The sequence below is a fragment of the Sporomusa rhizae genome (assembly GCF_041428845.1).
Classification (GTDB): Bacteria; Bacillota; Negativicutes; order Sporomusales; family Sporomusaceae; genus Sporomusa; species Sporomusa rhizae.
Genome location: NZ_CP156925.1, coordinates 4,417,187 through 4,441,265 on the forward strand (window position 1 = coordinate 4,417,187; position 24,079 = coordinate 4,441,265).

The following is a 24,079-nucleotide window of genomic DNA, read 5'->3' on the forward strand; positions in this document are numbered from 1 at the left end:
CGCAACTATTCCAAAAATTCCGCCGGCAATAGCCCGCAACTTTATGAGAAGCGGCCTGCACAACTTATCGTCCTCATGTTTACCATTATTATGCCAATTAAAAAGAAAAAAGGCGGCAACCGCGTTACACGGCTGTCGCCTTTAGGTTTCGCCACTTAGCCAATATATTCCTGCTTGCCTATAGCGGCTTCAGCTGGTTTGTCCGTACCGTTTAAAACAGCGTTGAGTAGAATAGCAGTCACACTGCCTGCCGTAATACCGCTGTGAAGAATTACTTGCGCCCAACTGGGGAAGTTATGATAAAAATTAGGTACTGCCAAGGTAATCATACCCACTCCCAAGCTGATAGCTACCACCATGATATTATGCGTACCGTCAAACGAAACCTTGGATAAGGTTTTGATACCGCTGGCCGCTACCATGCCAAACATCGCAATGCCGGCACCGCCCAAAACCGGATTAGGAATTGCCGCAATTACGGCAGCCACTTTGGGGAAAAGCCCCAAAATAACAAGAATAGCGCCGGCTGCAGCCACAACAAAACGGCTCTTAACTCTGGTCAGGCCAACCAAGCCGACATTTTGCGCGAACGCAGTGTATGGGAAACTATTCAAAACTCCGCCCAGGATTGTGGAAAATCCATCAGCCCTGAGACCACGGGTCAGGTCTTGCTGAGTAACCGGCTTGTCGATAATTTCTCCAATCGCAATACAATCGCCGGTCGTCTCGGTCATAACTACCAGCATAACAAGGACCATCGCTGCAATCGAAGCCAGGTCAAAGGTTGGCATACCGAAGGCAAACGGTGTGGTAACTCCCAGCCACGCGGCGGTAGAGACCTGGGAAAAATTAACCATACCAAAGAAATAAGCAATAACCGTGCCGCAGATAAGCCCCAAAAGTACGGCAATGTTGCTTAAAAAGCCGGTAAACTTGCGATAAAAGAATAATACAATGACTAGCGTTACCAGGGCCATACAGATATAAGGGAAAGCTGCAAAATCCTTGGCCGCCGGATTGCCGCCTGCCGCCCAGCGAACAGCTACCGGCATCAGAGTAACACCAATAACGGTAATTATGGTGCCGGTTACAACCGGCGGGAAAAAGCGGATAAGCCTGCTAAAATACGGACTCATTAAATATGTTACAATACCGGCAACAATAACCGCCCCGTAAATACCCGTTAAACCATGGGTCTTACCAATAATAATCATCGGGGTTACTGCTGCAAAAGTTACACCTTGAATAACAGGAATACGAATACCCATGTTCCAAAAACCAAGAGTCTGAATCAAGGTCGCAAGACCACAAGTAAATAAATCAGCATTAATAAGGTAGATGAGCTGTTCTTGGCTCAAGCCAAGCGCATTGGCAACAATGAGCGGCACCGCTACGGCCCCGGCATACATTGCCAAGACATGCTGCAGTCCGTAGGTAAATAGTTGTCCTAACGGCAACATCTCATCAACAGGATGTTTCAGTTGATTGTTTTGCACAATTTCTCCTCCTTATACTCTCCTTAAAATATATCTCAACGCCAGTAAGCGGCTTTGCCAAACAGGTTAATTTTTACTTCCCATGAATATTTTTTCCGGCGTAATCGGCAAAGCCGTTACGCTGACCCCTACCGCATTATAGACAGCATGGGCGATGGCCGGCGGCGGTGTATTGATAACTACCTCGCCAATGGATTTGGCACCAAACGGGCCAGTGGGCTCATAGCTAGCCTCAAAGGCTACTGTAATTTTGCCCACATCTTTCCGGCAGGGGATTTTGTACTGCATGAAGGAATTTGTCTGCATTTTGCCATATTCGTTGTAACGGACATCCTCATATAGCGCCATGCCAATTCCCTGGGCAATACCGCCCTCCACCTGGATTTTGGCCAAATTGGCGTTAAGCACAGTGCCACAATCAACTACAGCAACATAATCAATCAGATCAACGCTGCCGGTCTCCGGATCAACTTCAACCTTGGCAAACCCGGCAATGAACGGCGGCGGCGATACGGGTGACCCACAGGTAGCATTGCCTACAAGCTGCTTCTTGCCTGCACCTAACACCGATAGTTCTGCCAGCTTGTCCAATGCCATCGACCTACTGCCGTCAAGTGTCGTCAGTGTTTCCCCGTCAAAATTAATCTGTTCCGGCTCTGTTTCCAAGAATTTGGCTGCCTGAGCAATAATCTGCTGCTTTAAATCTTCAGCCGCCTGCAAGGTTGCCATACCGGTAACATAAGCAGTACTCGAGGCGTACGAGCCGGGATCATACGGGGAAATATCAGTGTCGGCAGCGTGCACGACAATTTCCTCAGGTTCAACAGTAAGCACCTCGGCGGCAATCTGCGCCAATACGGTATCACTGCCTGTTCCCATATCGGTCGAGCCTGTCAGCAGGGTATACTCACCGGCTTCATTAAGGCGGATTTCGATTGAAGCAGTGTCAATGCCGGCAATCCCCGACCCCTGCATAGTTACAGCCATGCCAACAGCCCGGATTTTTCCGTTCGGCATTTGCCGGCGGGGGTATTTATCCTGCCAGCCGATAAGCTCCTTACCTTTTTCAATACAACGGTCCAGCGCCGAACTACCCAGTTTCTTCCCGTTATAAGCAAGGCAGGTTTCGCCTTCTCTTATCAGATTCTTAAGTCTCAGCTCAGCCGGATCCATATTGAGCTTAGCCGCCAGCTGATTAACGGCCGACTCCAGCGCAAAAGTGCCTTGGGTAGCACCGTAGCCTCTGAGCGCCCCGGCCGGCATTTTGTTGGTATATACAGCATGGCCGTGATAACGTATGGCCCTGGTTTTGTTATACAAAGGCAGCGTCTTATCACCGCATACCGAGAAAGTGGTAGGCGCATGTTCGCCGTATGCGCCGGTATCTGATAAATTTTCTATATCGAGAGCGCGGATGAAGCCTTCTTTGTCGGCACCTATTCTAACTTTTAGCCGCATAGCGTGACGGCTGGTTGTCGTGCTAAAAGTTTCAGTACGGGTATAGATAAGCATGGCCGGCTTACCGGTCTTACGTGTCACCAAGCCGGTAAACACCTCGCCCGAACCTGTCTGTTTGCCGCCGAAACCGCCGCCAATCCGTGGTTTGATAACCCGCACTTTGCTGGCCGGCAATTCCAAGGCCCGGGCAACATGCCTGCGAATATGGAAGGGGACTTGGGTGGAACTGACAACAACCAGACGTCCGGTATGATCAAGATAGGTAAAGGCTCGGTAGGTTTCCATCATGGCTTGCGCCTGCGCCTGCGTATAGTAGGTTTCTTCAATAACAACATCACAGTTTTGAAGTTCCTGTTCGACATCACCTACCTCAACCTTGTGAGAAGAACAGATATTGCGATCTTTGTCCATGCCGATAGGGAAATTGCAAGTAAGGTCTTCTTCCGGATGAACTACTGACGGGTGACCAATCGCTTGTTCAAAATTAATCACCGGTTGAAAAACTTCATAATCAACTTTAATTAACTTCATAGCCGCAGCCGCTGCTTTTTCGTCGACAGCAGCTACTATGGCTACCTCGTCGCCAACATAGCGGACAATGCGGTCAAGAATAAGCCTGTCATATGGAGATGGCTCAGGATACGACTGGCCGGCCAGTGTAAATCGTACTTTGGGCACATCTTTATAGGTAAGAATACATTCTACACCTTTAACACCATAAGCCTTAGTTGTGTCAATTTTTTTAATCCGGGCAAATGCGTGAGGACTTCGTAAAATCTTCACTACCAGCGCATCAGCTGGCGCTATATCCTCGGTATATACCGGTTTGCCGGTGCTTATGGCAATAGCATCTGTTTTAGCAATACCTTTGCCTACATATTTCATTTTGCTGTTACCCCCAGGTATTTTTTTACCGCCCGGAGCTGTCCCTGATACCCGGTACAGCGACACAAGTTGCCTGTTAAGTAATGAGTAATCTCTGCTTCAGTGGGATTAATGAGTTCCCGTTTCATAGCGAGAACAGTGAGTATAAAGCCCGGACTGCAGTACCCACATTGGTCAGCGCCCTCGGCAGCCATGAATTTGGCAAACTCCTCGGCCTCGCCGGCCAGTCCCTCAATGGTTGTAATATGCCGTCCTTGCGCTTTAAACGACAAGGTCGAACAAGACAGTGCCGGTTTGCCGTCAAGCCAGATAGTACACAGCCCGCAGCAAGCCGTGTCGCAGCCCCGCCGCACACTATACAGCCCGTATTTTCGCAACGTATCCACTAGAAAGTCATCCGATGCAACCTCTAACGTGACAAGTTTGTGATTAATAACTACATCTATTTGCATGCCGCCACCTCCGCAATGGCTCGTCCGACCAGTACTTTGCACATCTCTTGCCGGTACTTCGCCGAAGCCCGCATATTATCACCAAAAGACAATTCTGCGGCTGCCGCCTGAGCGGCGTTTTCTATCGCTTCCGGGGTAACTCCGTCTGTCAATAGTTTAGCCGCATCAACAGCTAACTTGGCTACCGCCGGCCGGGCGCCGACAACTATTTTCCACTCGGCGTCCAGTCTGGAAACAGCCACATTCAAGATAGGAAAATCACTTGCTGAATTGCGCAAAGCCTGGTAAGCAGCCGTACGCTCAGTTTTAGGAATAACTACTTTAATCAGTAGGTCTTTGGCCCGCGGTTTATCCAAAAAGTCAGCCAAACTCATACGTCCGCCTTTATATAGTTCTACTTCTGCATCGAGCGCCAGCAGCGCGGTTATCACATCCGAAAAACCAAACCGCGCGAATACAGACCCACCTACAGTAGCCACATTACGAAACTGCACACCGATAATATTACTAACGGCCTGTGGCAATATCCCGTTACCATATTCGGCAAGCGCCCGGCTTTTCTCTATTGCGCGCAAAGTAACCATAGCGCCAATTTCAATAGTATCCGCACAATCATTGATATATGTTAAATTAAGCTTGGACAAATCCACACCGGTAGGGATGGCCAAAGATCCCATCCGCAGCCAGGCGCAACCGCCAAGCACTGTATTAAACCTTTTTGCTGTCAGTATTTTATAAGCTTCCGCCACCGTATCCGGCTGCGCCACAGCAAGCATTCTGAACATTTCATTATCTTCCTTCCCGAACGTTCGGTTGATTTTAAAAATTATAGTTCGTATTATATCATATAGGCTTGCCGATGAAAACCTATTTTTTCGAGTTAAAGACTCATGCTGTATAAAAAACCAGACAGGCCGTCTTTTCGTTTTACAGAAAAGACGGTCTGTCTGGTTTTATGTTCATCTTGCTTTGTAACTACGAGAGACTCTTATCCATCCCTCGTCTCACACATTTATTCCGCCATAATGCGCATCAAGCTCAATGGTGTAAGTATAGTTTCGGCCGCTATTATTATCCCAATTATCTGCGCTATCTCTGAAACAAAGATTGATACAGTCAGCAGGAATTGGCATATCGAAAGATAACTCGAAACTACTCATATTCTTTTGCATCTTTAACTCTGCGATATGGGTCCAATTTTGCCCAAAACCAATATGTGCATAAATTGTATCTGCCCCAGAACCAACTAGTACTCCATTATATTTGATAATTAGTGTATCTAAATGCGAAGGCATGACCGGTTTTAAGTAAACGCCACTAGCAGCATAAGGCTGATATTTTGTATCATTATTAACAGCAGTAATCATTAGTCATCCTCCTATCCATTGATACGATTAGTATTACACAGTTCTCAATTTTTTTATCAGCACAAATTTTGGATAGAGTTTATAAGGAAACAAGGAGGGTTGACTTATATAGCGCCGCTGGATTATAATAAAAATGTTGGAATAAAATGTTAATGTCGAGGTGTATAAACTATGCGTAAACAAAATAGTAAAATGACAGCAACTGAATATTGCACCTCTACAAACCATTTGTTCTTTTGGTTTTAAGAACATCCCACATAACCGGCTGCATTTTAACTTTCACATGACAACTATATAGTCGATAAAATGCCGCGCTGTTGGTGCGGCATTTGTTTTTAGTATTAAGGGGGCTGTACGCATAATACATTATGCGGGACGGTCTTTTCCTTTTTTTACAAGAAGGAGGAGAGAATTTGATTAAACGGTTTATATCTTATTATCGGCCGCATTTACCTTTATTTGTATTGGATTTCAGCTGTGCCCTGATCATAGCAATGCTGGATCTGGTCTTTCCACTAGCTGTCCGTAATGTAATCGATAAAATCTTACCTGCCGGAGATGTGAAGCTGCTGCTCTGGGCAGGCGCAGCACTGCTTGGTATATATTTGGTCAGCTATGTTTTAAATTATATTGTTGACTATTTGGGGCATGTGCTGGGAGCCAAGATGGAGTTCGACATGCGGCGCACTCTGTTCGATCATGTCCAGAAGCTGACATTCCGCTACTTCGATAATACCAAGACCGGTCATATCATGTCCCGGATTGTCAATGATTTGACCGAGATCTCCGAGTTTGCGCATCACGGGCCGGAAGACGCATTCCTTGTGGTTGTTACCATGCTGGGGACGCTAATCATTCTGCTTTATCTAAACTGGGAACTTGCCTTGATTACTTTTGCCCTAGTGCCGTTCATGCTATGGTTTACCATCGTTCGCAACCGGGAAATGAAAAGTGTTTACCGGGAAGTCCGGCTAAAAATTGCCGACATTAACGCGCAGGTCGAAGACAGTATATCCGGCATCCGGGTGGTAAAGTCATTCGCCAACGAATTATACGAACAGGAAAAATTCGAACGGGGCAACACCGGCTTCCTGAACACACGCCGGCGGGCTTTGAAAATTATGGCCAGGTTTTATAGTGGTATTACCCTATTTACTAATGTAATTAATCTGGCAGTCCTCATTGCCGGTGGCGCACTCATCTTTTACGGGCGTCTTACTGTAGGGGAATTGATCGGTTTTTTGCTTTATGTTGGAATTTTTTTGCAGCCCATTCGCAAGATTACTTTTCTTACAGATATGTATCAGAAAGGCATGGCCGGCTTTAGGCGGTTTATTGAGATCATGGATATCGAACCAGATATTGTCGATGCGCCGAATGCTCGAACTTTGCAGAAGGTAACCGGCAACATCGTATTTGACAATGTTACCTTTAGCTACAACAATCACGGCAATGTGCTGGAAGGAATTAACCTGGCCATCAACGCTGGCGAAACAGTAGCTTTTGTCGGGCCGTCAGGTGGCGGCAAAACAACACTTTGCAGTTTAATCCCCCGCTTTTACGAAGTTGACCAAGGAAAAATCACCCTGGACGGCACAGATATCCGCATGGTCACACAAAAATCCCTGCGGGAAAATATCGGGATTGTGCAGCAGGACGTATTTTTATTTTCTGATACCATCCGGGAAAATATCGCCTATGGAAAAATCGGCGCTACCGAAGAGGAAATTATTACTGCTGCTAAATTGGCGCACGCCCATGAGTTTATCCTAAGTTTGGAAGATGGCTATGACACTTTCATCGGGGAAAGGGGCGTTAAACTATCGGGTGGACAAAAGCAAAGACTTGCTATTGCCCGTATCTTTTTAAAGAATCCCCCTATTCTTATCCTGGATGAAGCTACATCCGCTTTGGATAATGAAACAGAAAAAATCATTCAACAGGCATTGACGAAGCTGGCAGAAAACCGAACCACCCTGATTATCGCCCATCGTCTGGCAACCATTCGGGATGCCGACCGAATTGTAGTTTTAACTGACGAAGGCATCATGGAAGAAGGATCTCATACAGAATTACTGGCCCAGAGCGGGTGTTATGCACGGCTTTACGAGTCGCAATTCAAGGATTCTACTCCAGAAACCAAGGAAAGCCCCTGAGATAGTAACTGGTATTAAAACAGATAAAAGCCCCTGATAGTGGATTTCTTTAGAATATCCAGTATCGGGGGCTTGTTTTTTTATTTGTTCTTGGCTTATGTAAAATATCTTTTACGAATTCTTTTTTGCTTCGTTTTTTTGCAGGAATTTTTCAAGATCAATGATGTATCGCTCATGAGTACCTTCGCCGATTAGCTCCTTGTCATCATAAGCTTTAACGGTGAAGCTCAGCTTCTTTCCGGCAATTTCGGTAAGCTCAGCAGCAGCTCGAACCCGCATGCCCACAGGAGTTGCCGCCAGGTGCTTGATGTTAAGGTTAGTTCCTACTGTTGCCATACCTTCCGGCAAGTGTGGGTCAACGGCTGCCAGGCAAGTACCTTCCATAAGTCCTACCATTGCAGGTGTCGCATATACTGCTACTCCGCCACTACCGTATTTCATTGCGGTGTTGTCGTTGGTAACCAGTTCTGTTTTTTCGGCTTTCATACCGATGCGTAGATTGTATTCCATGCTGACTCTCCTTTAAATTAGTATTCATTAGTATTTGTCCATCACCTTTCATTATTCCTGCCAGTAACCCCTCTCCACCGTTTGAATATTCTATAGTAAATACTAGATATTCAGGAGGATGTAAAAGTGTTACAAAAATCAGCAGGCAAACGGGTTCCTATTGGCAAACACCAGTTGCCGCCATTGCCCTATCCCTACGATGCGCTTGAACCAATTATCAGCGAAGATACCCTTAGACTACATCACGATCATCATCACAAAGCTTATGTGGATGGTCTTAACAAAGCAGAGGTATCCTTAGCGGCAGCGCGGGAAGCAGACGACTTTACTTTCATTAAATACTGGGAAAACGAATTGGCCTTCAATGGTTCCGGTCATATATTGCATAGTATCTATTGGACGATACTGGCGCCGCGGGAATGCGGAGGTGAACCGGGACCAAATACCGTAAAAGAAATTAGGAGACGATTTGGAAGTTTTGATGCTTTTCTAAGCCAGTTAGTCGCGGCTACGATCAAAGTTGAAGCATCTGGCTGGGGAATCTTGGCCTGGAATCCAGCCTGGAATAGTTTAGAAATATTAATTGCAGAAAAACACCAAAATCTTACCCAGTGGGGATCCATTCCTATACTGGTTATCGACGTGTGGGAACATGCTTATTATCTGGATTATCAATATAATCGCGAGGCATATGTTCGCAAAATTTTGGAGTTAATTAATTGGAACGAAGTCGAAAATAGGCTGACCTTGGCTATTCGAGGTAAACTACCGTTAATTCTTACCATGTAATGCAGATACTATTTTTCTTTCAGGCAAGCCCCAAAGCAAGAGCAACTTTGTGGTGAGGACCAGCCCAAGGCAGCGGATTGCCTTCGGTGGAACTTAACCAGCGAACGCCTTCTAGCAGTTCACTGCCGGCAAACCACTGGCAATGATAAAAAGAAATATCCCATTTCCGGTGGCTGAACGTGTGGATATAGTGAAATTCTCTTTTCCCTACCGTAGCTTCCTGACCAAACTCATTTTGCAGTCCTTCCTTAAGGCTTTCAACTGCAAACCTTTTTTCTGTCAGTTCTACGGTAGGAAATTCCCACATTCCCGCCAGCAATCCCCTTTCCGGCCGCCGTCGCACCAGATACTGTCCATCCCTCAATACAAGACCGGCAGCCAAATGTATTAGCAACGGTTCCTTCTTGACCGGCCGCACAGGCAAAGTATCCTGAACTTCTCTGGCATAACCTTCGCACAAATTGGCTAGAGGGCACATTTGGCAGCGGGGATTTCGGGGGATGCAAACGGTAGCTCCCAGATCCATGAGCGCCTGATTAAAATCTCCCGGACAGTTATATGGCATATGCTGCCGAACCAAATGATCAACTTCCCGTTTGGTTGCCTGTTTGGTTATATCGCCATCCAGACAAAACAACCGGCTGAAAATTCGCAGGACATTGCCGTCAATAGCGGGCGTTCTTCGATCATAGGCAATACTGGCGATAGCTCCTGCCGTATACTCACCTACCCCGGGCAGCCTTTGTATGGTTCTTTCGTCATTCGGCATTTCTCCGCCGTAAGTTGCACAAACTTCCCTTACACCGGCCAGCAAGTTACGCGCCCGGGTATAATAGCCTAACCCCTGCCAATATTTTAGTACTTCCTGTTCTGACGCTTCAGCCAAAACCTCCAGCGTCGGAAACCGCTCAATCCACCGCTGATAATAGTCCTTTACTGCTTCTACCCGTGTTTGCTGCAGCATAATCTCCGAGACCCAAATTTTGTATGCATCTTTATCTTTACGCCAAGGCAAATCCCGGGCGTTTTCATAATACCAATTCAACAACTGAGTGGATAGAGTCATAGCATTTTCCTTTCGTATTTCTAACAACAGTTTTTATATTCTGTAGCAGTTCCCTTTAACAGGGTGTGATAGATATAACGCAAAAACTTCATTTTAAATTACTTTAACAGTATTTCATCATAGCATAGTTTGCTAATTTTCTCATAACCGGTTTCTGTAACCATAACTATATCTTCGAGGTGCGAACCTCCGATTTCCGGTTTATCATAAATAGTAACTCTCGATTCAAGAGCCATTATCATCCCCGGCTTTAACACATATTCAACATTACGGTTAATGCTAGGTTGGCCATGAAGGCCATAGCCTATTTGATGCCCTGTAGCAAATTGATTTTCATAAGGCTCATATCCTTCTTCTTTTATAACTCTTCGTGCCACAGCATCCACATACCCGCAGGTGACTCCAGGTTTTATTGCTTTAATCGCTTCCTGCAAAGCTAAATACGTAACCCGATATATGTTTTTCTGTTCCTTTGTAGGGCTATCAACACATACAGTACGGCCGAGATCTCCGGTATAACCTCTCCATAAACAACCTATATCAAGAATGACCATTTCTCCATTTCTAATTATCTTATCCGTCGATAGGCGCTCAAATATTGCACTATTTACTCCTGACGCAACATTCGTAATAAACGGTGTCATTTCACTGCCGTGTTTTCTCATATTATATTCGGCCCAAGCCGCAACTTCATACTCTCTTACACCTGGTTTTATAAAATCAAATGCCGCGCTAAGACCAACCTCAGTTATTTCAACCGCTCTTTTTATATGTCCAATTTCAACCGGATGCTTAACAGCTGTAAGATCAATCCACAGGTCTGATATATCAACAAATTTTACTTTGGGTAATTCCTTAATAATCTCATAATGTAGATGAAACGGTAACAAATCAGTGCCTATTCTACCTGACGTCACTCCGTAGTCCTTAAGAATTTTCCCAATCTCACCTGGCCATTTATTAAATTCAGGAAGTTTCCGATGATCTTCTATATCTGAACGTATTTGTATCCGATAGGTATCACTTCCCGAAGTATATCCTACAACCGGTTTTTTGTGCTTTGGAATAAAAGCCAGATATTCTGGTTCGAAAAACGGCCTATAACCCTTGACATAAAAATCCGTAACATAGCGGACTGCTTCCGATTTGATAAATAATATCCCCTCTAAATCATTTTTTTCTATAGCCGCTTGTATTTTTGCTTGTTTTGCGGCGTGCAATTCATCACCAGCGTAATATAATGGTTCTTCTTTCCATAAATTTGACATGATTAAGCGGCTCCTCCCCATGTACAACTTTCTTTAAAAAATGCTGTGACATCCTATAACTTACAACTCCACATCAATTTGGTGTTTTTTCAGCCAACGCCATAGTGTACTCCTATGGATTCCGAGAATTCTGGCAGCCTGTTCTTTGTTTCCAGCTGCAATCCGCATAGACTTAGCGATTTCTTCTTTAGTTATATTGATTTTGGGTTTGGAAAAAAAGCTATTATTAGTAGAGCACGTTAACAGCGGTTCATTTTCCTTGAGAAAATTCTGAATGTCTTTTTCACTGACAACAGGTTCCAAAACTGACATAATGGCTACTCTTTCTATTAAATTTCGTAGTTCACGAATATTTCCAGGCCATACGTACTCACACAACGCCTCAATAGCTGATTCAGTAAATACAATTTCCTTATCTTTTATACTTTTCTCTAAAAAGTAACTTGCAAGCGGAAAAATATCTTCTTTTCGTTCTCTTAGCGGTGGTATGTGAAGTCTTAAAACATTAAGCCTGAAATATAGATCTTCACGGAGCTTTTTTTCGGCAACTAAGGTTGCTAAATTTCGATTCGATGCAGCAATTATTCTGGTATCAATAGGTATTATCTTGTCGCTCCCCAGGCGCATTACTCTTTTTTCTTCTAGTACTCTTAACAGACGCCCCTGTAATGTTAGTGGTATTTCGCTTATTTCATCCAAAAAGATGGTCCCGTTATGAGCAATTTCAAACAACCCGGGTTTACCTGATTTCTTTGCACCGGTAAACGCGCCTTCCTGATAGCCAAACAACTCGCTTTCTAAAATACTTTCCGGTAAAGAAGCACAGTTTACCCCAACGAATGGTCCATTCTTTCTTTTGCTCATGTTGTGAATCCCTTGGGCAAATAGTTCTTTACCCACACCAGACTCACCTGTTATTAATACTGTTGAATCCGTGCCGGAAAACATTTTAGCAAATTGTATACTCTTTTTAATTGCCGGACTTTCCCCTTTGATGTCGTTTAATCTATAGTTGGCGTACCAACCTTTTGCTAAAAAATTATTTCTTATCTTGTGCTCTGCTTCCTGAACAGCATCGATATCTTGAAAAACTGCCACGGCTCCTATTACTTCTTGATCCGATAGTAGCGCTATCTGATCACAAAGGACATTCGCAGTTCCAATTGATATAATTTCTTGAAAGTGCTCTTTGCCACTAGTTAATACATCCATCAAGCTCATTAAGCCTGGATATACTTCCTGCAAAGGTTTACCAAGCACTTCGCCGTTAGAATATGGATTTAGTTTCAAGGCAGCCGGATTGATTAATGTTATTTCGCCCTTTTTATTAATGGCCACATATCCAGCTCTAGTATAATCCAGTATAGCCCGTATCTCTTCAGTTTTCTGTCGTTCATACATCATTGTATCCAGAATGGCTTTTGCTTCTTGATAGGCATGGTATATGGCCTTAGAGCCCGATTTCAATAAAACTGATTTTAACTGCTGCTCATCGGCAATTTTGCACTGATATTCTCCACCAATTATTACATCTATACCTTTCTGCTTTAACTTTATTATTTCTGATTCTATTTCTTCATGGCTCCTGATAAAAACTTGTTCGAAGTTAATGTTCAGTAGTGGATTCAATAATTTTAGTCCTCTGAATAAGTTATTGAATCCTACCAGTGCGATCGCTTTGCCTGCCGTACTCGCTTCAAGTATAGCTTCAGCTATATCCTCAACGGTTATGGGCACTTCAATTACCGGTATTTTCAACCTTTTCCTGATAAGTTGGGCAATACCGCCCCTGGAAATTACAACTTTGACTCCGTTTTTAATTAAAGATTCTGCTACTTCCACGCCAATATCGATTGATCCGGTTTCAACTAGAACCTCATCTCCATATTTCGCAAATATTCTTTTCGCAATTATAGCCATTTTTTCGTTTGGTGCAACAAATCCTATTTGCTTCAACATCTTCCATCTCTCCTTATAATATAAAAAACCTTACTCTGTTTATTAAAAGAAGGTAGCAAATTTTGTAAAAGAGCCGTATATTACTTCAATTGTATCATAGATTTTCTATATTATCTGAATTATCCCGATGCCATGTTGCACGAACGTCTCGTTGCGTTTCACGCAACAAGACATTTAATGATTACTTTGTTATCACAGTTGCCAAAAAAAGTTGTCTTATTTGCGGATATAAGCGCGATAATTCTACGTAATCATAAAGAAAACACGGCTTGCGCCGAGCCTTTGGCGAAAGCGGAAGCCGATGTTGCCCTTATCCAGGCGGAAAGTTATACTTTCCTACAGGACTATAAAAGACTGGACATCGAGCCAGTCTTTTTTCTTATTTTTTTCACTACAAATTATCTTGGCATCATATTTGCTTACTATTTGTTCTATTCAAAGATGGAGGTCAGAAAATGAAGATTATTGACTTGCGTAGTGATACTGTTACCCAACCGACCACAGTGATGCGAAGGGCTATGTTTCAAGCAGCAGTGGGAGATGATGGTTATGGCGAAGACCCTACCGTAAAAGCACTGGAAGAACTGGCTGCACAAATGACAGGAAAGGAGGCCGGATTATTTGTCACCAGTGGAACTCAGGGAAATCAGATAGCCGCTATGGTACACACCAAAAAATGCGATGAGATCATTTGCGAAGCTACCTCACACATATTCGGCTCGGAAACGGGGGGAATCGGAGCTCTTGCAGGCGCACAGCCATACCCGGTAATAGGTATAAATGGAAAACTATCTCCGGAACTAATTGAGCCAGCGATTCGCAGGAAAAAAATGAATGCCCCATGCACCTCACTTATTACTATTGAGAATACTCATGCGCAAGCTGGCGGTACATTTTATACCCCAATTGAATTGGCAGCTATAAGAGAACTGGCAAATCAACACTCTTTGCCTATTCATATTGACGGCGCCAGAATCTTTAACGCCGCAATTGCCCAAGATGTCACGGTGGCTGAACTGGCGCAGTACGCGGATTCAATGCAGCTATGCTTGTCAAAAGGGCTATGTGCGCCAGTTGGTTCCGTTTTAGTGGGAACCGGCGCTTTTATCCAGCAGGCGCGCCGCTATCGCCGGCTTTTAGGAGGAGGGATGCGAAAAGCAGGTATTATTGCGGCTGCCGGAATTGTTGCTTTAAAAACAATGGTAAACCGCCTAAACGAGGACCATCTTCATGCTCGCATGCTAGGTGAAGCTATCGCTAGCACAAATTTAAACCTTGCTATTACCAACGTTAAAACCAACATTGTTATATTCGATATTTCACCTTTAAAAATTGAAGCCGCCGAGTATGTAAAAAAACTAGCTCTATATAAAATCAAGGCGCTTGCGTTTGGAAGACACAAGATACGGATGGTTACCCACAATGACATATCTCGCAGTGATATTGATTATACCATCAACTCTTTATATAAATTAACAAACGATTTTCAACAAGACAAGTTCTAATACATGGTTATCTATTTTGGCCGCCATTATTGTTGCTTCCGGCATGAGGGGCGTGTCTCCTTTTGCCGTAGTTAAAAGGTCGGCAATTCCAATGACGGGTGCTATGCTGGTTAATTGGTTAATGTAATTGGGACCTTACTCTTTTATTATCGGTAAAAAACTCAATACACAGGAGGATTATATCAAATGATCGATCAAACTAGAATGCTGGCAGAATTTCTTGAATTAGTACGAATACCTTGCTCAAATCGAGCAGAACGAGAGATTGCTGACATACTGAAATCACGGTTGACCGCTTTAGGACTTGTAGTTATGGAGGACGATGCCGGTACGAAAATAGGCGGCAACTGTGGCAATATTTTGGCTTATTTGCGGGGAACGGTTTCAGATGCGCCAGTTTTATTGCTAAGCGCACACATGGACTGTGTTGAACCTTGCCGCGGAATCAATCCGCAGGTTACGGCTGACGGTGTGATTACTTCTGATGGGACAACCATTCTCGGTGCCGATGATAAATCAGGCATAGTAAGTATCATGGAAGCTTTACGGGTAATAACCGAAAATGATGTACCTCACGGTGATATTCAGATAATTTTTACAGTTGCCGAAGAAAACGGCGGGAATGGTGCAAAAAATATGGACCGGTCGCTTTTAAAGGCAGATTTTAGTTATGTGCTCGATTCTAGCGGCGAACCAGGAAAAATCATCATTAAAACACCTGGTAAGAACAAACTGCATGTCGTTATCCACGGCAGAGCTGCCCATGCCGGAGTGTCACCCGAGGAGGGAGTTAACGCCATTATCGTTGCCGGGAAAGCGCTGGCAGAACTGAGAGATGGGCGGATCGACCATGAAACGACGGCAAACGTCGGATATATTAAAGGAGGCGAAACAACAAATATCGTACCTGACAAAGTGGAGCTTTTGTGTGAGGTGCGTAGCCGGAACCCGGAAAAGGCGGCAGCCCAGACTAAACAAATTTGCGAAACATTTGAGCGGGTAGCCGCCGCCAACGAAGCCCGGGCGGAAGTCACAGTAACCAGATCTTATGAATCCTATGTGTTAAACAAAGAATCCCGCCTGGTCACACTGGCTTTCCAGGCAGCAGCAAGTATCGGTCTCACACCCAGACTTGAGGAAAGCGGCGGCGGCACTGATGCTAACTTTTTCAATACCTGCGGCATACCAACAACAGCGCTGAGTACAGGAATGTCTAAGATTCATACCACAGAGGAATACATAAAGGTAACAGACTTACTACAAACAGTTAATTGGGTAATTGCTATTGTCAGACAAACAGCCGTGAGTCAGGGGACGGTTCTCTGACTCATTGCAGTCTTTGAACTATATTCTATCAATGCTCAATATCTTTGTTATTTGCCGCAGCGATAAACTTGAATCATTAAATTATCCTAATTCTCCTGTTTTCTCATTGACTGATTGCATATTTTACAATCTATGGGTATAATATAAGAAAAGGACTGACGTGCTCGACACACGTCAGCCCATAGACTGCCTAACCGGAAAACGGTTAGCCCTGATTACGCTATTATGAAATAGCCGCAAACCATGGGGTGGGAGCGGCTATTTCTTTTTTATTTTCTCCTTCTGTGCAGTTTGCGGAAAACCGAACCTGAGACTCCTGCTGCTTTATCCATGTCCGCTGTGCAGACAAGACAATGAATATGGAGTAGGGCTCGATTTTTTTACCGTTTTCCTTGCTCAAAAGGTTGACCCGATGCCCGCGGTGCTTGCGATGTTTTCGAAAATATGACAAGTACCAGCAGGGTTACAATATACGGGAAAGTTTTCAGCGCTACGCCGGGTATATGCGACAAAGCCGGGATAGCTTGCGCAGAGGTGGCTATGGTGCTGGCATAACCAAAAAAGAAGGTAGCCCCCAAAATACCAAGCGGCTTCCATTGTCCAAAAATCAATGCTGCCAAGGCTAAAAAACCTAAGCCAAATACCGTTCCGTTAAACTCACCCGAATAAGTAGTCAAGATAATGGCGCCGCCCAGCCCCGCACATGCACCCGAAATACTGACCGCCAGGTAACGGATGAATTGAACATTGACCCCGGCCGAAGCAACTGCCTGTGGATGTTCTCCACAAGCTCTAAGACGAAGCCCAAAGACCGTCTTATATAAGACAAAATAGGCAATCGCCAAAAGTAACAGAGTAAGCCAGGTTGTTGCGTAAGTATTGGAAAATAACAATTTACCTACCACCGGTAAGTCACTAAGCACAGGTATGTCAAACCTGGCAAAAGGATTAATCTGAATGTTGCCGCTGCCTGTTACATTGCGGGCAATAAAAACGGTAATTGCACCGGCAATCATATTGATAGCGGTCCCGCTGATTACTTGATCGGCATGTAAGCTAATACTGGCAAAGGCATGTAAAAGGGAAAATAGTGCACCTGCCACTATTGCCACTACAAGGCCTATCCAAAGAGCTTGGCTATGCATAACCGGCTGCAAAACCGCTACTGTTATCGCTGCTGCAAAAGAGCCCATAACCATCAGGCCTTCCAACCCGATATTAACCACCCCGCTCCGTTCGGAATACAAACCACCAATCGCAGTGATAAGTAAGGGAATGGCAAACGCAATTGCATACGGCGAAATTTGCTGAAAAACCTGCCACACTTCAGGCCCCTCCTTTTTGCCTTCTCATAAATTTATCGATACCTTTTTCAATAAGTACACTGGTAGCCGCAAAATAGATAATTGTCGCAATAATGGTATCCGCGATTTCCGGCGGTATGCTGGTCATAGCGTTCATAAAACCTTTACCGGAATACAACAAACCGAAAAACAACGCGGCTGCCATTACCCCCCATGGCGAGTTAGCCGCTAATAAAGCTACCGCAATCCCATCAATTCCCTGTGACGGCAATACCCCGATTTGCAGGTTGGTAGCATAACCGCAGTACAGCGTCATCCCGCCCAGTCCGGCCAGAGCCCCGGCGATTATCATCGAAAGCACAATGCTGCGGCCGGCATTGATGCCCGCATATTCGGCCGCATACTGATTGAATCCCACAGTTTTTAATGCAAAGCCGAGCGTAGTTCGCCGCAATATAAATACGCAAAACAAAACAGCGCCAATCGCCAAGAAGATTCCTATATTGATGTACGACCCGTTAAACAACTGTGCTAGCCACTCGGTACGTAAGGAAGCCGACAGCGGAATATTCCTTGATTCTGTTTCAAACGAGCCTTTAAAATAAATCGGTACAAGATAATATACCAGCCAGTATGCTATCCAGTTAAACATAATCGTAGAAACCACTTCATGGACATTGAACCTGGCTTTAAACCACCCAGGTATCGCCGCCCACAAGCCGCCACCCGCCAATGCCGCAATAATCATAACCGTTAACAGCAGCGGCTTAGACAAATCCAGCGACAACCCTGCGGCGGTAGCGCAAAAGCCGCCAATTAGCATCTGTCCCGCTACCCCGATATTAAAAAGTCCTGTTTTAAAAGCGAATGCGACAGATAACCCAGTAAATATCAGAGGCACGGCTGTTGCAATTGTGTTCCCGATCCGTTCCAAACTCATTAAACCGCCCCGGAATAAAAACTGATAGCCGGATATCCAATCATGGCCGGTCACCATCATGAGAATGGCCCCGGCAGCCAACCCTAATAAAATAGTCAGCAGCAAAACAACCGTTTCTTTTTGGCCTTGCCAATTAATGCTAGTCAATTAGTCAGCCTCCTTTCGAACACCCGGCCATCATCATACCAAGATCATTTTCATTTGCCGAATCGGCCTCAACCACACCGATCAATTCACCTTGTGTAATAACAGCAATTCGATCGGAAAGATTCAGTATCTCCTCCAGTTCCAAAGATACCAAAAGCACGGCACACCCGGCATCCCGCCGGGCAATTAACCGTTTATGTATATACTCAATCGAGCCGACATCAAGACCTCTTGTCGGCTGTACTGCTATCAAAACCTTGGGATTTAAGCTTAATTCCCGGCCAATGATTGCTTTCTGCTGATTACCACCAGACAATGACCTGGCGATTGTACCAGGACCTTGCGCGGTTCGAACATCAAAGTGCTGCATAATGTTTTCGGCATAATCCCGAATGGCTGAACGATTTAGCAAACATTTTTTCGAAAATGGCGCCCGGTCATACACTTCAAGCACCAGATTATCTTCCATGCTGTACTCAAGCACCAGACCGCGTTTATGGCGGTCTTCCGGCACATGCGCCAAACCGGCGTTAATCCTCTCTTTGACAGTGAAAGCCGAAATATCCCGGCCCTCAAGCAAAATCCGCCCTGCCTGCAGCTTGCCAAGACCGGTTATGGCATCTACCAGTTCTGCCTGACCATTGCCGTCTACCCCGGCAACGCCGACAATTTCCCCGGCAAACACACGCAGAGAGAAGTTTTTAACTGCCGGCACCTTGCTCTGATTAAGTACTGTCAACTCCTCGATTTCCAATAGAGCTTCCCCCGGAGAGCACGCCTGTTTTTCCACTTTCAGAAAAACTTGACGTCCAACCATCATCTCGGCCAGCTCTTCTTTACTGCAAGAAGCTACCTCGACCGTACCAATGTAACGTCCCCGCCTTATCACGGTGCAGCGATCGGCCGCCGCCTTAATTTCCTTTAGTTTATGAGTAATAAGAATAATGGACTTTCCCTCTGCGGCAAGGTTTTTCATGATCCCAATAAGATCAGTAACTTCTTGCGGCGTAAGCACAGCCGTCGGCTCATCAAAAATCAGGACATCTGCATTCCGGTATAACATTTTTAAAATTTCTACCCGTTGCTGCATACCTACCGAAATGTCCTCGATTTTGGCATCCGGATCAACATTAAGCCCATAATGCTCAGATAACTCTTTTATTCGTTTACCTGCGGAACTGGTATTAACAAAACCAAGCTTATTTGGCTCAATCCCTAAAATAATGTTTTCCGTAACAGTAAAATTGTGAACCAGTTGAAAATGTTGATGAACCATGCCAATTCCCAAACCATTAGCAACACTCGGATTACCAATCCGCACTTCTTGCCCTCGCACCCGTATGCTGCCACTATCCGGCTGATACAGGCCGAACAGAATATTCATTAACGTGGATTTACCGGCTCCATTTTCCCCCAATAATGCGTGTATTTCCCCGGGCCTAACGGCTAATGTAATATTATCATTTGCAACAATCCCGACAAACTCCTTGCGTATGTTAAGCATTTCTACGACATACTCCACGTTGTAACCCCCCCCCTCCAGTCAAAGAGTTTCCTGGTATTATGAAGTCTGACTGCCAACAAGACTTAGTTTCCGGTAAGTTTTTCTCCTTAGAAAAAAGTAAGTAACTAAACAAAATTAGGTCCGGATGAAAAAGCTGAGCATTATTGCTCTCTCCCTAATCCGGACCTCTTTTACTCCCAATTACTTGCAGGGACCTTTGGGGTTAACCATCTAATTAAGCGTGACTTAGCGCAACAATCCCTCGCCTTTATCAGCGACAGTTATCTGACCTTCTTTTAATTTGGTGAAAATTTCTTTAGTCTTACTGATAACATCCTCCCGGAGATTGGGATTTGCGGCAGGAATACCAATACCATCATTTTTTGCATTAAACACAAGTGATTTACCGCCGGGGAAATTCCCCTCTTTCACACTTTTGACCATATCATAAGCTGCTTGATTAACACACTTCATAGCCGAAGTCAAAACAACAGATTTAGTCTTGCCTTCATCATAATAACCTTGTGAATATTGATCTATATCGACGCCAATAACCCAAACCGGATGACCGCCTTTTGTCCGTGCGACTGCTTCATTAATTACGCCTATACCGACGTTGCCGGCCGAAGCAAAAATAACGTTGACGCCCCGGTCATACATCTGGGCAGCCAGATGTTGTCCTGCCGCAACATCATGAAAAGTGCCCTGGTAAAGGAAGTTTTCAGCTTTTATCGTAATATTGGTTCCAAAATTGTTATTAGCGTATTTTAGGCCCTGTTGAAATCCCCAGTTGAAACGCTGCACAGCCGGAATTTCCATACCGCCGATAAAACCAAATTCACCGGTTTTCATTTGCAAAGCAGCCGCAACACCGGCCAAGAAGCCGGACTCGTGTTCGGCAAAATTAATCGCTACCGTATTGGGACCAATTTTGGCCTTACTGTAATCGTTGCCTGGATGCGGCAATCCATCCAAAATTACGAATTTGCTATCCTGGTATTTTTCCTGGGCTGTATAAATCGAATTCTCAAATTTAAATCCGGGCGTAATAATCAGCTTGTAACCTGCATCATGCAAATTAGCAATTTCTTTGTCATAGTCGGCTTCTGTCGAGCCGGCCGGCCGCAAATATTTAGGCTTGAAGTTAAAATCCGTTCCCGCCTTGACAATACCTTCCCAGGTTCCTTGATTAAATGACCTGTCGTCAATTGTGCCGGAATCGGTAATCATCCCCACCATGAGATTTTCCGCCGCCGGCGCTTTCGTCTGCTGCGTCCCGGAGCAACCGACAAGCAAAATAGCTAAACCAAGAATCACCAGTAACAAAGGTAAGCTTGTTTTACGCACACCCATCCCTCCCATTATTTGGTATATAATGGTTATTTTCTCCATAAACATGCTGAATCCTTCCCTTTTTCGCTTTTATTAATAAAAAAATTCATCTTACGATCCCTATGCCTTATCCGGCTAAACATACAAAAACCTGCGAAAAAATCCGCAGGTTTTTGTATGTTTAATTTAAGGCGTTGCTTACTGAAGCTATCTCACCTGTTCCTACTATCATTCTATTTTGCCTAATGATTTTTATCCATGTAGTGTTTTGCTTTCTCGCGCAATTCCTTAGCGGTTAATGGCTTATTCCCTTCGGTATCTTTGATTTCGTGCTCAATCCCAAATTTATCAGGACCTGGTTTTGGTGTCGGCACCCTTATCACCTCCGGTAATAGTGTTTCCTAAACGCTTTAGTTTACGCCGGTGTTTAACGATCAGAAGACATTTATTGTTCTTGGGCAAGCTTAATCAGCTTGTTCGCAAGATAGCCGCCAAGACCAATGACGCTCTCTATATGTAAAAAATGCGCAATGGAGGGATCGAATAAAATAGTTGCATTGGCCGCGATTTCTTCGTCCCCTTCCCAGATAACTACACATAACGGGATTTTCGGAAATACCTGAAAAACGGCGGAGGCATCCCCAAAGGCGGCGGGCTGTCCAGCTAACCGGGGTGCGTATTCAAGCAATAACTGCGGCTGCTGACCATATGCCTTAATCAGGCCCTGAATAGCTGTTTTGTGAAATGCCGGATAGAACAGGCTGCCACCGTTTGGTATCTCTTTTAAACTCACCCATTTATTCGCCGGTTCCGCCAAGGACTGAAAGAAAGACAAATAATGCAAGATTAGTATTGCCGTTTCTATGCCGGGTGCTTGCCCGGCGGATTTCCGTGTAATAGTTTGGTGTTTTAGGTCTAACGTGTAAATCTCATTTAGAAAAGGAACAACAAGTTGTTGTTCTTCCTCTATGTACCTCACATCCATACTACGGGCGACTTCCGCAGGATCTTTTTGTTTTAAGTCTTGCCAGCCTTTATCATAGGCTATTCGGTAATTTGTATCCATAAAAACCCCCTCCCTCTTAGGTCTGATTATAACCCATTTCAATTAGTAATTTCTAAATAAATTTATTTTAGTTTAAGATACTTATCCAGCAATACTTTTGTCCGGCGCAAAACCCGCGACAAATTATTTCCCGCAATACTTATTTGTTGAAAACCGGCGTGGAGATCTTGCAGTTCAAGCTTACGTTGCTGCTCTAACTGCTTCAGCGAAGGAAAACAAAGCGAAAAATTGCTCCATGTCTTTCTTATAATAATATAAGTTAGAATAGAGCTCCCCGTCGTATATGTCAGACCTCCTGCCAACCGCAGCAACAACCAGGGAAAAATAGCCTGGTTGGTTTCACCGACAGTAAGTCCTACAACATACCAAAGATGCGACTGTAATCCACCGGCAACAAGTAAGGCTATTGACATGATCAGCAATCCACCATTCAACAGGAAAATTCCCGCCCAGCTAAGCCAATAGCTGCTTTTATCAAGTACGATTTCTGAAAAAAATATATAATAACTCAAAGCTAGTACCAAGAAGCCAAAAACACCAAAAACCGCCAGGTGGGAGTGGGCCGAAGTTATGTACGTTCCATGAATATATTTATTAATGGCCGGAATCGCCATAAGAAAGCCCATTAAACCTGCCCCAAAAATATGGTAAAACATGCTGCAGCCTATCATCGCCATGGCAATTTTCTCCCGTTGTTCCAACTGAAAAAAATACTGTAGCTTTACTGTCTTAATAATAGAGTAGAGCAGTAACAAAGTCGGTACAACCTGAATCGTGCTAAACGCACCGCCTACCCATATCCAGTAGAACGGGCCGCCAGCCCAATAATAATGGTGCCCGGTAGCTAAAATCCCGGTTAAGACCATGACAGTAATATCCAGATAAATGATGTTTTCAATAGTGGTACGTTGAATACCCGGCAATGTCACCACAACGGCCGCAAGTACACCTGTACCGATAAGTTCCAGGCTCATTTCTTCCCATAAATGAACTACCCAGAACTTTATGAATTCCTCAGCTACCGGATGTGCATAACGGAGAATATTAGGCAAAAAGAATACAATCAGCGTGAAGCTTCCGGCCAAAATACTAACCAGCGTAGCCCGGCTTTTGGGTACTCTTGCTACAAAATAGGTTCGTATCAGATTATAAAATAGAATGCAGATAGAAACAGCAACCCCGAGTTTGAGAGGCCGATAGGCTTCCAGATATTCAATTCCTTCATTGAAGCCGAACATAAAGGATCCGAGAATAGTTACTATGGTTACTAAAAACACCCAGAAGTTTGCTTCGATTAATTTTAGGCTATACATTTCCCTGCCGGCTTCCCGGCCAAAAAAATAATAGACTATTCCTGTTATCCCGAACAGCGGCCACATGATGCTAATATTTAAATGAAACGATCTTCCTGCAATAAATGGAACTGGATTAGGGAAATCGGGAAAGACCGTGTCCAGTGCTCCTCCCGTCGACACAATTCCCTGAATACCGAAAAACATAAAAGTTATCAACGCATATTTATAGCACAGCTTTTGGGAAAGTAGCATGA

Annotated in this window: 20 protein-coding genes; 4 read left to right on the top strand and 16 right to left on the bottom strand. The window is 44.5% G+C overall.

What is annotated here, in order from left to right:
* Positions 1–155: 155 nt before the first annotated feature.
* The 5 genes from SRRS_RS20850 to SRRS_RS20870 form a co-directional block, all read right to left on the bottom strand.
* Complete coding sequence (locus SRRS_RS20850; protein ID WP_371369902.1) at positions 156–1,460, bottom strand: nucleobase:cation symporter-2 family protein; 1,305 nt, start codon at positions 1,458–1,460, stop codon at positions 156–158.
* Positions 1,461–1,562: 102 nt separating this feature from the next.
* On the bottom strand, positions 1,563–3,839 hold the full coding sequence (locus SRRS_RS20855) for a xanthine dehydrogenase family protein molybdopterin-binding subunit (protein ID WP_371363244.1): 2,277 nt from the start codon (positions 3,837–3,839) through the stop codon (positions 1,563–1,565).
* On the bottom strand, positions 3,836–4,291 hold the full coding sequence (locus SRRS_RS20860) for a (2Fe-2S)-binding protein (RefSeq protein WP_371363245.1): 456 nt from the start codon (positions 4,289–4,291) through the stop codon (positions 3,836–3,838). Before SRRS_RS20860 ends, SRRS_RS20855 begins: the two co-directional genes overlap by 4 nt.
* The gene (locus SRRS_RS20865) at positions 4,282–5,076 is read right to left on the bottom strand and encodes a xanthine dehydrogenase family protein subunit M (protein WP_371363247.1); all 795 of its coding nucleotides are present in this window, start codon (positions 5,074–5,076) and stop codon (positions 4,282–4,284) included. Before SRRS_RS20865 ends, SRRS_RS20860 begins: the two co-directional genes overlap by 10 nt.
* Positions 5,077–5,295: 219 nt before the next feature.
* Positions 5,296–5,658, bottom strand: a complete 363-nt coding sequence (locus SRRS_RS20870; RefSeq protein ID WP_371363249.1) for a carbohydrate-binding protein — start codon at positions 5,656–5,658, stop codon at positions 5,296–5,298.
* Between the two features lie 413 nt (positions 5,659–6,071).
* Here SRRS_RS20870 and SRRS_RS20875 point away from each other — a divergent pair, with 413 nt between their 5' ends.
* On the top strand, positions 6,072–7,814 hold the full coding sequence (locus tag SRRS_RS20875) for an ABC transporter ATP-binding protein (protein ID WP_371363251.1): 1,743 nt from the start codon (positions 6,072–6,074) through the stop codon (positions 7,812–7,814).
* 111 nt (positions 7,815–7,925) lie between these two features.
* Here SRRS_RS20875 and SRRS_RS20880 read toward each other — a convergent pair whose 3' ends face one another.
* Complete coding sequence (locus SRRS_RS20880; protein ID WP_371363253.1) at positions 7,926–8,324, bottom strand: thioesterase family protein; 399 nt, start codon at positions 8,322–8,324, stop codon at positions 7,926–7,928.
* A 126-nt stretch (positions 8,325–8,450) separates the two neighbouring features.
* On the opposite strand from SRRS_RS20880, the gene SRRS_RS20885 reads away from it, so the two are divergent.
* Positions 8,451–9,113 carry a superoxide dismutase gene (locus SRRS_RS20885; RefSeq protein WP_371363255.1) on the top strand — a complete coding sequence of 221 codons (663 nt, stop codon included), beginning with the start codon at positions 8,451–8,453 and terminating at the stop codon, positions 9,111–9,113.
* A 19-nt stretch (positions 9,114–9,132) separates the two neighbouring features.
* On the opposite strand, the gene mutY is transcribed toward SRRS_RS20885, so the two are convergent.
* The 3 genes from mutY to SRRS_RS20900 all read right to left on the bottom strand — a co-directional run bounded on the left by mutY (position 9,133) and on the right by SRRS_RS20900 (position 13,406).
* Positions 9,133–10,179, bottom strand: coding sequence for an A/G-specific adenine glycosylase (mutY, locus tag SRRS_RS20890; RefSeq protein ID WP_371363256.1), 1,047 nt, complete (start codon positions 10,177–10,179; stop codon positions 9,133–9,135).
* A gap of 98 nt (positions 10,180–10,277) precedes the next feature.
* Positions 10,278–11,447 carry a M24 family metallopeptidase gene (locus SRRS_RS20895; RefSeq protein WP_371363257.1) on the bottom strand — a complete coding sequence of 390 codons (1,170 nt, stop codon included), beginning with the start codon at positions 11,445–11,447 and terminating at the stop codon, positions 10,278–10,280.
* 60 nt (positions 11,448–11,507) lie between these two features.
* Entirely contained in the window at positions 11,508–13,406 is a 1,899-nt protein-coding gene (locus tag SRRS_RS20900) for a sigma 54-interacting transcriptional regulator (protein ID WP_371363258.1), read from the bottom strand.
* A 455-nt stretch (positions 13,407–13,861) separates the two neighbouring features.
* Here SRRS_RS20900 and SRRS_RS20905 point away from each other — a divergent pair, with 455 nt between their 5' ends.
* Together SRRS_RS20905 and SRRS_RS20910 are read left to right on the top strand one after the other, a co-directional pair.
* Entirely contained in the window at positions 13,862–14,911 is a 1,050-nt protein-coding gene (locus tag SRRS_RS20905; RefSeq protein WP_371363259.1) for a low specificity L-threonine aldolase, read from the top strand.
* Between the two features lie 186 nt (positions 14,912–15,097).
* A complete protein-coding gene (locus SRRS_RS20910; RefSeq protein WP_371363260.1) occupies positions 15,098–16,237 on the top strand; it encodes a M20/M25/M40 family metallo-hydrolase in 1,140 nt (379 codons plus the stop codon).
* Positions 16,238–16,617: 380 nt separating this feature from the next.
* Here SRRS_RS20910 and SRRS_RS20915 read toward each other — a convergent pair whose 3' ends face one another.
* The 7 genes from SRRS_RS20915 to SRRS_RS20945 form a co-directional block, all read right to left on the bottom strand.
* On the bottom strand, positions 16,618–17,562 hold the full coding sequence (locus SRRS_RS20915) for an ABC transporter permease (protein ID WP_371363262.1): 945 nt from the start codon (positions 17,560–17,562) through the stop codon (positions 16,618–16,620).
* A 1-nt stretch (position 17,563) separates the two neighbouring features.
* Positions 17,564–18,628, bottom strand: a complete 1,065-nt coding sequence (locus tag SRRS_RS20920; RefSeq protein WP_371363263.1) for an ABC transporter permease — start codon at positions 18,626–18,628, stop codon at positions 17,564–17,566.
* Between the two features lie 4 nt (positions 18,629–18,632).
* Positions 18,633–20,150 (bottom strand): ABC transporter ATP-binding protein, encoded by a 1,518-nt coding sequence (locus SRRS_RS20925; protein WP_371363265.1) that lies wholly within the window; start codon positions 20,148–20,150, stop codon positions 18,633–18,635.
* 228 nt (positions 20,151–20,378) lie between these two features.
* Positions 20,379–21,479: a BMP family protein gene (locus SRRS_RS20930; RefSeq protein WP_371363267.1), complete on the bottom strand. Its 1,101-nt coding sequence runs from the start codon at positions 21,477–21,479 to the stop codon at positions 20,379–20,381.
* Positions 21,480–21,706: 227 nt separating this feature from the next.
* The gene (locus tag SRRS_RS20935) at positions 21,707–21,838 is read right to left on the bottom strand and encodes a hypothetical protein (RefSeq protein WP_371363269.1); all 132 of its coding nucleotides are present in this window, start codon (positions 21,836–21,838) and stop codon (positions 21,707–21,709) included.
* 71 nt (positions 21,839–21,909) lie between these two features.
* Entirely contained in the window at positions 21,910–22,530 is a 621-nt protein-coding gene (locus tag SRRS_RS20940; RefSeq protein WP_371363270.1) for a DUF3786 domain-containing protein, read from the bottom strand.
* 62 nt (positions 22,531–22,592) lie between these two features.
* Positions 22,593–24,077: a cbb3-type cytochrome c oxidase subunit I gene (locus SRRS_RS20945; RefSeq protein ID WP_371363271.1), complete on the bottom strand. Its 1,485-nt coding sequence runs from the start codon at positions 24,075–24,077 to the stop codon at positions 22,593–22,595.
* Positions 24,078–24,079: the final 2 nt, after the last annotated feature.